The following is a 5920-nucleotide window of genomic DNA, read 5'->3' on the forward strand; positions in this document are numbered from 1 at the left end:
GTGCGCACGACGGCGCCGTCGGCCGCTTCGGCGACCTTGCGCTCGCGGCGGGCCTGCAGCAGCTGCGCGACCGACAGACCGAAGGCCAGCGCGAACAGGGCGGTGCCGAGCGAGGCGACGAACACGTGGATGACGAGCCACACCGACTTGAGGGGATCCATGAGCGGAACCACCTCGACGTAGAACGACAGCGTCGCTCCCCCGAGCAGCACGACCACGAGGCCGGTGATGAAGGTGCCGAGGAAGCGCAGGTCGTACCGGAAGAGCACGCCGAGGTACACCGCCACGACCAGCAGCAGGCCCGTCATGGCGAACTCGTACATGTTCGACCACGGCACGCGCTCGGCCGCGATTCCGCGCAGCACCGTCGCGCCCAGGTGGAACAGGAACGCCAGCACCGTCAGCGAGGTTCCGATGCGCGCCCACAAAAGGCGCGGGCGCGCGCCCGGCGCTGACGCGATCTCCGCCCCGGCACGGCGCTCCCGCGCGGTGACATCGGTGATGCTCTCCCCGCCCGCGGCGACGAGCTCGCGGTCGCGTGCGCGCGCATCCTTCGCCTCCACGGCGAGCGCGGAGCGTCGGGCGAGATCGATCGCGTAGGCGACGAACGCGAGGGCGTACACCGCGATGGCGGTCCAGACCAGCAGCACCGAGACGTCGTCGAGCGAGAGGGTGTCGGTCATGGCGTCAGTCTACTTTCGGCGTGTCGGGGGTGGATGCGGCCGCGTCCGTCCGCTCGGCGGACACCCGCTCGCGCACCGCGGCCTCGTGCGACGCGGCGAGCTTGTCGACGGCGGCGGCGAGGGTCGGGTCCTCGCCGCGGGCGAGGCCCGCGTACTCGAGATCGACGGACCCGTCGCGGGCGGTCGCGGTGACCCACATGCGGCGGCGCGGCACGAACAGTCCGGCGAGCAGACCGAGGGTGGCGAGCACGGCGAACGCGAGCACCCACGGCGCGCCGACGTCACGGTGGATGGAGAGTGAGACGAAGCGCTTGACCGATTCCTCGTAGCCCTCTGCCCCGGCGGGCGACTCGTTCTCGAACGTGACCGTGCCGAGGCCGTCCGGCAGCTGCGCGGTGTCGCCGGGAGCGAGCTCGAGCGCCGGCTCGTCGACGCCGCGCCCGGCGAGCTGGGTCATGTCGGTCGGGTCGAGCGTGTACACCGACCGAGGCGTGCCGTCGTCGATGCCGAGGTCGCCGGCGTAGACGTTGATCGTCATGACGGGATTCACCAGGGCGGGATACGCGGAGGTGAAGGCGCCGGAGGGCAGCTCGAACTGCGTCGGATAGAAGAACGCGGTCATGCCCATCTGATCGGGCAGTCCATCGGGCACCTTGATCACGCCGAGCGAGGTCATGTTGGTGTCCTGCGGCAGGAAGGGAACGGACTCGGAGAAGACGATCTCGCCGTCGGCGTCGCGCACCGTGATCGTCGGGGCGTAACCGTTGCCCATCAGGTAGACGCGATCGCCGTCGATGTCGACGGGATGGTTCACGCGCACCGACTCCGTGGATGTGTCATCGCCGTTCCGGACCGTGAGGTTCGCCGAGAAATCCCCCGCCTGACCGGCGGCCGTGGACCCTGCCGGCTCGTAGGTCACCTCGAACTCGTCGAGCGTGAGCGCATAGGGCGACAGACCGTCGGTGTCGACGAAACGCCCCGGGTTGAAGGAGGCGTAGTCGAGCATGGTGTTGACGAACGTGTCGTCTTCGACGATGACGCTCTGGCCGGTGTAGGTGAATCCGCCGCCGACCCCCACGGCGATCAGCACGCCGACGAGCGCACCGTGGAAGACGAGGTTGCCGGTCTCGCGGGCGTAGCCGCGCTCGGCCGACACCGACAGGCGCCCCCGCGCGTCGTAGCGCTCGACGCGATAGCCCGAGCGCCGCAGCTGCGCCTCGGCGAGCGAGACGGCTTCGTCGGCCGCCGCGGCGGTGTCCGCGCCCGCCGGGACGGGCACGGATGCGGTGCGATGGTCGTCGAGGCGCGACAGCCGGGCGGGCGTGCGCGGCGGCTTGGCCCGGAGCGCCTTCGCGTGGTGCCGGGTGCGCGGGATCACGCATCCGATGAGGGAGATGAACAGCAGGATGTAGATCGCCGAGAACCAGGGCGACGTGTAGACGTCGAACATGCTCAGGTTGTCGAGGATCGGCGCGAGGTCGGGATTGTCGGCGTAGTACTGCGTGACGCCGTTCGGATCCGCGCTGCGCTGCGGCACGAGGGAGCCGGGGACGGCCGCGATCGCAAGGAGGAGCAGCAGCACCAGCGCGGTGCGCATCGAGGTCAGCTGACGCCAGCCCCAGCGCATCCATCCGACCGGGCCGAGGGCCGGCTGCACCGGGTCCGAGCCGCCGCTCGGCGCATCGGCGTGGTCGTCGGGACGCAGCGTCGCCTGTTCGGCGGCGGGTTCAGAGCGGGAGCGGGACATCGAGGAGCACCCCCTGCAGGCCGGTCATGAGAAGCGTCCACACGCCGGAGACCATCAGCACGCCGAGGGCGACCAGGAGCGCACCGCCGACGATGTTGACGGCGCGGATGTGGCGGCGCAGGAACGCCACCGACCGCGTCGCCCATCCGAACCCGAGGGCGAGGAGGAGGAAGGGGAGCCCGAGCCCGAGCGAGTAGGCCAGGCCCAGGATGCCGGCGCGAACCGGGTCGCCGAGGTTCCACGAGACGGAGATGATCGCCGCGAGGGTCGGGCCGATGCACGGCGTCCAGCCGACGCCCATCGCGAGGCCCAGCAGGGGGGCGCCGATGAGCCCGAGATTGCCCCGCACGTGCGGGTGGACCGTGCGCTGGGCGAACCCGAAGACGCCGATGAAGACGAGGCCGAGGAGGATCACGACCACGCCCAGCACGCGGGTGATCGGATCGGCGTACTGCAGGAAGAACCGCCCGAGCGTGCCGCCGAGGATCGTCACCGCCATGAACACCACCGTGAAGCCGGCGATGAAGAGCACGACGCCCAGCACCAGCCGACCGCGCGGCGTGAACTCGACAGGAGAATTCGACCCGCTCCCGCCGCTCGGCGCGGCAGGAGCGGCGCTCGAGGCGGAGATCTCCTGTCGTGTTGACGCGGGCGCGACGCGACGCGGGGCGGCGGCTCCGCCGATGAACCCCAGGTAGCCGGGCACGAGCGGCAGCACGCACGGCGAGAGGAACGACACCAGGCCGGCGAGCACCGCTACCGGCACGGCGAGCCACATCGCGCCGCCGAAGACGAGTTCGGTCACGACGTCTCCGCGAGCGCGTCGCTCACGAGGGTCTCGAGCACCGACGCGTCCTGCAGCTGGCCGATGATGCGCGCGGCCACCCGCCCCTCGGCGTCGAGCACGAGGGTCGTCGGCGTCGCGCTGATCGGCGTCTTCTCGGCGAAGGCGAGCTTGACCTCCGGGGTCACCGACGCCAGCACGCTCGGGTAGGTCACCCCGTAGGTCTCGGCGAAGGCGAGCGCGGTGCCGGCGGAGTCGGTGGTGTTGATCCCGAGGAAGGTGACCTCTTCGCCGTCGAAGGCGCCGTGAGCCTCTTCCAGTGCGGGGGCCTCCGCGCGACACGGACCGCACGCGGCGTACCAGAAGTTCACGACCACGACGTCGCCGGCGACATCGGCGTCGGTGATCGTGGCACCGGTGTCGAGCTCACCCGAGAACGTCACCGGCTCGCCGCGCTCCGCGACCGGGATCTCGACGACGCGCAGTCCGTCCGCGGCTATGAAGCCCTTGTTGTCGCCCGCGCGGTACTGCTCCGCGAGCGGGTCGTTCGAACAGGCCACCAGCGCCCCCGCGAGCGCCAGGGCGGCGACGATGGATGCGGCCACGCGGCCGGTGCGCGCGGCACGGCGGTCTCTCATACCGCCCCCACGTCGCTCGCGCCCGAGGTCTGGGCGGGCTCGGCGTATCCGATCTCGGTCCACAGGCCGTCGCGCATCTCGAACGAGGTCACACTCGACAGCGCGCAGCGGCGCTGCCGCGGGTCGTGCCGGGACGATTCGCCCGCGGCCGCGAGGTGCGTCACCCAGATCGGCAGCTGGTGCGAGACGATGACGGCATCGCCGCCCTCCGCCTGCTTCCAGGCATCGGTCATCGCCTGGTTCATCCGCACGATCACCTCGGCGTAGGGCTCCCCCCAGCTCGGCAGGGCGGGCTTGCGCAGATGGCGCCAGTTCAGCGGGTTCATCAGGGCGATCCGCATGCGACGGCCCTCGAAGACATTCGTCGGCTCGATGACGCGCTCGTCGATGCGGGGAGCGACGCCGAAGACCTCGGTGAACGGCTCCGCCGACTCCTGCGTGCGCTCCAGCGGCGAGCACGTGAGGGATGTCACGTCGCGCCCCGACGCCTGCACCCATTCGGCGGCGGCCCGCGCCATGTCGCGCCCGGCGGAGCTCAGCGGGTAGCCGGGCAGTCGTCCGTAGAGCACGCCGCGGGGGTTGTCGACCTCCCCATGGCGCACGAGATGAAGGCGTTCGGCAGGCACCGCTTCAGTCTACGTGGGGGCCCGCTATGGACGGGCTGAGCGTCGGCTGGACCGGGCGAAGTGCCGCTCGACGGCCACGAGGCCGAGCACGACGGCCGCCCCGACGACGGCGAGCACGATCGGCAGCACCACCGGCTCATACGGAAGGGCGAGCGCTCCGATCCCGTGGTCCTCCCCGGCCGGCAGATCCTGCCACGGCCAGAGCGCGCGCAGCGATCCGAACATGAGACCGGCCATGGCGATGAGGGTGAGGCGCCGGTGGTGACGCAGCAGCCACGTGATCACGCGCACGATCGTCACCAGGCCCACGAGGGCCCCCAGGGCGAACACGGCGAGATACCCGAGGTCGCGCTCGTCGACGGCCCGGAGGGTCGGGGAGTACAGGCCGATGGCGAGCAGGAAGAACGACCCGGAGACGCCGGGCACCACCAGCGCGCACACCGCCACGGCCGCGGCGAAGAAGACGGCGATCAGCGGCGGATCGGCGTCGAAGGAGCCCCCCGCGAAGTCGATGGCCAGGAACGCCACGGCTGCGGCGGCGAGGAAGAGCAGGACGCCGCCGATCCGAGCCCGCGCGGTGCGGTGCGCGCGGGGCACCAGCTGGAGGGGCACGAGGATGCTCGCGGCGACGAGGCCGAAGAACAGTCCGCGCGAGGCCTCGACGTTCTCGGTGACGAACGCCTCGACCGTTCCCGCGAGGGTGAGCACCATCGCCGCCATCCCGATGAGGACGGGGACCACGAGCACCCAGTCGACCCGTCGCATGCCGTCGACGAAGCCGGAGCGACGGTCCGGGCCGAGCAGCAGGCGCTTCATCGCGGTCACGACGCTGTCCGCCGAGGCGATCAGCCGCTCGTAGACACCGGTGATGAGGGCGATCGTGCCGCCCGAGACGCCGGGGATGAGTTCGGCGAGACCGATCAGGCCACCCCGCACCACGTCGAGCAGGGCGATGAGGACGGCGCGCACGCGTGAGGAGGAGCGGCCGGTGTCGGTGGTGGTCATCGTGCCTCGCGGTCGGAAACGGGAAGGTGCCCTCCGATGCTAGAGCGCCCGGGCCTCGCGCACCTGGGGATTCGCCCGCGACAGCCCGCTGGGGCGCGACGGCCGCGGCGTCTAGACTCGGTCATCGTGAGTGAACGCGTTCTCGTCAAAGATCTGCAGGCCCGCGAAGACGGCTCCGTCTCCGTCTCGGGATGGGTGGAGACCGTCCGCGATCAGAAGAAGGTGCAGTTCGTCATCCTGCGCGATGAGTCCGGTGCCGTGCAGCTGGTCAACCCGGCAACGCGCGAGATCGGCGAGGACGCCACCGCCGAGCAGGCGGCAGCCCTCGCCCTCACCGAGACCATCTCCGCCCTCACGCACGGCACGTTCCTCACGGTGCACGGTGCGCTCAAGCACGACGAGCGCGTCAAGCTCGGCGGCGTCGAGGTGAAGATCGC

At 71.1% G+C, this 5920-nt stretch carries 7 protein-coding genes; 1 reads left to right on the forward strand and 6 read right to left on the reverse strand.

Annotated features, from left to right (window positions below; genetic code table 11):
• From ccsA to B4E30_RS09945, 6 genes are all read right to left on the reverse strand, one after another.
• The coding region (gene ccsA, locus B4E30_RS09920) for a cytochrome c biogenesis protein CcsA (RefSeq protein ID WP_286795104.1) at positions 1 to 683 on the reverse strand (683 nt) is incomplete at its 3' end.
• Between the two features lie 4 nt (positions 684 to 687).
• The gene (gene resB, locus B4E30_RS09925; protein WP_286795106.1) at positions 688 to 2430 is read right to left on the reverse strand and encodes a cytochrome c biogenesis protein ResB; all 1743 of its coding nucleotides are present in this window, start codon (positions 2428 to 2430) and stop codon (positions 688 to 690) included.
• Positions 2411 to 3208, reverse strand: a complete 798-nt coding sequence (locus tag B4E30_RS09930; RefSeq protein WP_286719963.1) for a cytochrome c biogenesis CcdA family protein — start codon at positions 3206 to 3208, stop codon at positions 2411 to 2413. The genes resB and B4E30_RS09930 overlap by 20 nt, the downstream gene beginning before the upstream one ends.
• Before the next feature lie 23 nt (positions 3209 to 3231).
• Positions 3232 to 3852, reverse strand: coding sequence for a TlpA family protein disulfide reductase (locus B4E30_RS09935; protein ID WP_286719612.1), 621 nt, complete (start codon positions 3850 to 3852; stop codon positions 3232 to 3234).
• A complete protein-coding gene (locus B4E30_RS09940; RefSeq protein WP_194384670.1) occupies positions 3849 to 4478 on the reverse strand; it encodes a histidine phosphatase family protein in 630 nt (209 codons plus the stop codon). The genes B4E30_RS09935 and B4E30_RS09940 overlap by 4 nt, the downstream gene beginning before the upstream one ends.
• 24 nt (positions 4479 to 4502) lie before the next feature.
• Positions 4503 to 5483, reverse strand: coding sequence for a DUF368 domain-containing protein (locus B4E30_RS09945; RefSeq protein WP_194384669.1), 981 nt, complete (start codon positions 5481 to 5483; stop codon positions 4503 to 4505).
• A 126-nt stretch (positions 5484 to 5609) separates the two neighbouring features.
• Here B4E30_RS09945 and B4E30_RS09950 point away from each other — a divergent pair.
• Positions 5610 to 5920 (forward strand): OB-fold nucleic acid binding domain-containing protein (locus B4E30_RS09950; protein ID WP_286795109.1); only part of this gene is annotated, 311 nt, incomplete at its 3' end.

The sequence above is a fragment of the Microbacterium sp. UBA3394 genome, from assembly GCF_002358725.1.
Classification (GTDB): domain Bacteria; phylum Actinomycetota; class Actinomycetes; order Actinomycetales; family Microbacteriaceae; genus Microbacterium; species Microbacterium luteum.